The organism is Ruminococcus sp. (assembly GCF_045129435.1).
In the GTDB taxonomy this organism is placed as follows: Bacteria; Bacillota; Clostridia; order Oscillospirales; family Acutalibacteraceae; genus Ruminococcoides.
The window spans coordinates 1-3325 of record NZ_JBGVJL010000127.1; the positions used below are offsets into that span (position 1 = coordinate 1).

General features: G+C 39.7%; 3 protein-coding genes. 2 read left to right on the forward strand and 1 reads right to left on the reverse strand.

The window, feature by feature from the left end; all coding sequences use genetic code 11:
* Positions 1-1246 (reverse strand): lectin like domain-containing protein (locus ACJMMI_RS06270; RefSeq protein ID WP_405354350.1); only part of this gene is annotated, 1246 nt, incomplete at its 3' end.
* A gap of 125 nt (positions 1247-1371) precedes the next feature.
* Here ACJMMI_RS06270 and gpr point away from each other — a divergent pair.
* Positions 1372-2247 (forward strand): GPR endopeptidase, encoded by an 876-nt coding sequence (gene gpr / locus ACJMMI_RS06275; RefSeq protein ID WP_405354351.1) that lies wholly within the window; start codon positions 1372-1374, stop codon positions 2245-2247.
* 54 nt (positions 2248-2301) lie between these two features.
* On the forward strand, positions 2302-3325 hold a 1024-nt coding region (gene spoIIP, locus ACJMMI_RS06280; RefSeq protein ID WP_405354352.1), incomplete at its 3' end, for a stage II sporulation protein P.

A 3325-nucleotide genomic window follows, 5' to 3' on the forward strand; every position in this document is an offset into this window, starting at 1 on the left:
CACCAATAGTATTTTTGTCGCTTTTTTCATTTTTACTGATTTTTACCGCTATTGCACCATAGGTTACAGGCAAGTCAAAATCATTTGTATCAATGCTGATATAGCCGCTGTAGGGAACAATACCGTCACAAAGCTTAGTCCACTTTGTCTGGTCAGCAACAGGAATTTTATTTTCGGCAGGTACATAGTAAATTTCGTAGTCCGAATTTTTTGCTGTAGTTTCAAACATTACCGAATCAAGCAAGTTATATCCCTCTGAAAAATTAAAGAGATTCATATATGTAACGCTGTCATCTTCAATATAGTTGAATTCATAGGTTGCACCGTAAATTTCATTTTGCATAAGCTTGATGTCGTCAGTAATTTCTGTGACATCTTCTATTGCATAATTATATCTGAATGTACTGCTGAAAAGATAAGCGTCCTCGTATGAAAGCCAAAAATAACCGCCTAATGTATTGTAGTCGCCCCAGCTGTTTTTAACAAGCCATGCTCCGTTATTTTCGGGAGTAACACCGTTAACAGCTTTAAAATTATCTTTAGAATAATTATCATCCCAGCCTACAATACTGATTGCGTGGCCTGTCGCTTTTGGTGCACCTGTGGGGCAAAAATATGCTGTTCTGTCCTGATTTTCATAAAGTGAGCTGTGAGAGTAGGCGGCATAAATTGAGCCGTTTTTAATAATCTCCTCTTTGATTTCGTTTTGAGTACAATTATCAAGGTATTTTATAGCAGTTGCACCATAATGCACAAATTCGGAAAGGTTGGTATTCGGAGTGTATGCTTCGGAAATGCTGTCATAGTCGCTCTGCTCAATACCTCCCTGCCATGAGCTTAGATAGCCGAGTGCTGTAAAGGCGTAGCCGTCAGAATTTATGTAGCGTTGCCAGCCTTTACCGTTACTTTTTGTGGTTGCCCATATGTTCATATGTTCGGCTGAAAAATTATTTGCTGTAAATCCTGATTTTAATAGCTTGGTTTCAAGCACAGAAAGTGAAGAGTATGTCCAACAATCATTGTATTTCTGACTTTTTGGCGGATTAACTATACCAAGCTCAACCGAACTATAGGCTGACGGAATAGTATTGTCTTTATCTGTAATATTGGTAATTTCAGATTTTATTTGTTTAAAACCTACATTATTTTCAATTTGTGCCGCATATGTCGGCAGGCTTGCCGCTGATATGAGAATCAGAGCAGCTGTTGTTGCTGTCATCACTTTAATGACAGGTGATTTTTTCATTATGCAATCACACCTTTTTACAATTTGAAATTTATTATACCAAAAATTTTCTTTCTTGTAAAGAATATACGCAGTATTTATACGCAAGATAATAGCAGTATTTTTCAGGAAAAGGAGCGACTTGTATGGAGCTAAGAACAGACCTTGCGGTCGAGGCTCGTGAAATTGCAGGTGAAGATGTAAGCGGTGTTGATTTTGTGCAGTACAGCGAAAACGGACTTGATATTTCAAGACTTGAGGTAAAGACAAGAAAGGCACAGCAACAGCTTGGCAAGGAAGAGGGAACATATATTACTATTGAGCTTCCGTCACTTACAGATAATTTTACGGAAACTGACGAAAGACTGATTACAATCGGAAAGGAAATTCGCAGACTTTTGCCGGTGAACGGTCTTGTGCTTGTTGTGGGGCTTGGCAATCCTGAAATCACACCGGATTCACTTGGTCCAAAGACAAGTGCAAGGGTGCTTGCCACAAGGCATATTTCAGGTGAAATTGCAAGGAGTACGGGGCTTGACCGTCTAAGACCCGTTGCGGTTATGGCAACAGGAGTAACAGGACAGACAGGCATTGAAACCGGCGAATATATTTTGAGTATTGTGAAAAGAATCAAACCAAATGCAGTGGTGGTGATTGACGCTCTTGCATCACGCAGGCTTGAAAGGCTTGGTTGTACACTGCAAATCAGCGACACAGGAATTTCTCCGGGTGCGGGTGTGGGGAATCACAGAACAAAGATAAATAAGGAAACTATAGGTGTGCCGATAATTGCTATCGGCGTACCAACTGTTGTAGACGCTTCTACATTTGCGTCTGATTTACTGAGCGAAAACAGTCCGCACAGAGCAAAGCAGAAGATTACACCGCAGGGCAGACAAATGGTGGTTATTCCAAGGGAAATTGACTTGCTTACAGAAAGGGCGTCAAGGCTGATTTCGTTTGCACTTAATGGTGCATTGCAAAATGAATTTAATATTTCCGAGCTTGTTTCGCTGATGTAGTTTTTCGTCATACATTAAAATTATCGGCATATATTTTTATGAGGCGGTGATTTTGTGAAAAAGTTAGGAGTATTAAAAATAACGGCATCGGTACTTTTGGTATCGACAGCCGTTTTCTGCATTTTTAAAAGAATGCCTGAGTGCTTTGCAAGCGATAAGCCTGTGGCACTTGCAGCAGCGGCACTTACATTGTCAGACGGTACATATGATTTGGAAAACACAGCGGCAACTAATCCTACTCAGGCAGCAACCGAAAATACAGAGAATAATTCTCAATCGGAAACAAAGCCCATTACAATAACAAGAAAATTTAACGGTGAAAAAGATAAAACGGGATACTATGATTCGTACGGTAATCACGATGGTGAGGCAGTTTATGATATTCTTGCAGAGCAAATCGGTGCAAACGGTGTAAAATGCGGAAATGCGTATGTAAAAAATAATACAGGTCTTGACTGTGATTTTGACACGCTGCTAAAAAGTGAACTGCCTTTTGATGTTGATTCAAACGGAACTGCACAGATTCTTATCTATCATACACATACAAGTGAAAGCTATATGGACGAAGATGTTGATTATTTTTACGAAAGCTACTATTCACGCACTCAGAATAATGATTACAATGTAACGGCTGTTGGCGATGCGATTGCAGATGTACTGAACAAGCGTGGAATAAAGACGATGCACGATACTACCGTACACGATTCAACCTATAGCGGTTCATATGACAGAAGTGCTCAGACAGTCGAGAGCATTATGGAAACAAATACGGATATTAAGGTTATCATAGATATTCATCGTGATGCAATAGGTACGGAAACTCAGAAAGTTAAGCCTGTTTTTACCTATGACGGAAAGCAGGGTGCTCAGATTATGATTTTATCGGGCTGTGACACTGACGGTGAAATGAATTTTTTGAGTTGGGAAAACAATCTGAATTTTGCACTTAAGATTCAGAATAAGGCTGAGGAGATGTACCCGGGAATTACAAGGCCGCTGAATTTTGGATATTTTGCTTATAATGAATATATTTGTGACGGCTCTTTGCTTATAGAAATCGGTACAGACGCAAACACTG

What these genes read in the sequence shown, in the direction of transcription:
- gpr (WP_405354351.1), top strand. Translation starts at nt 1,372, where the DNA reads ATGGAGCTAAGAACAGACCTTGCGGTCGAGGCTCGTGAAATTGCAGGT.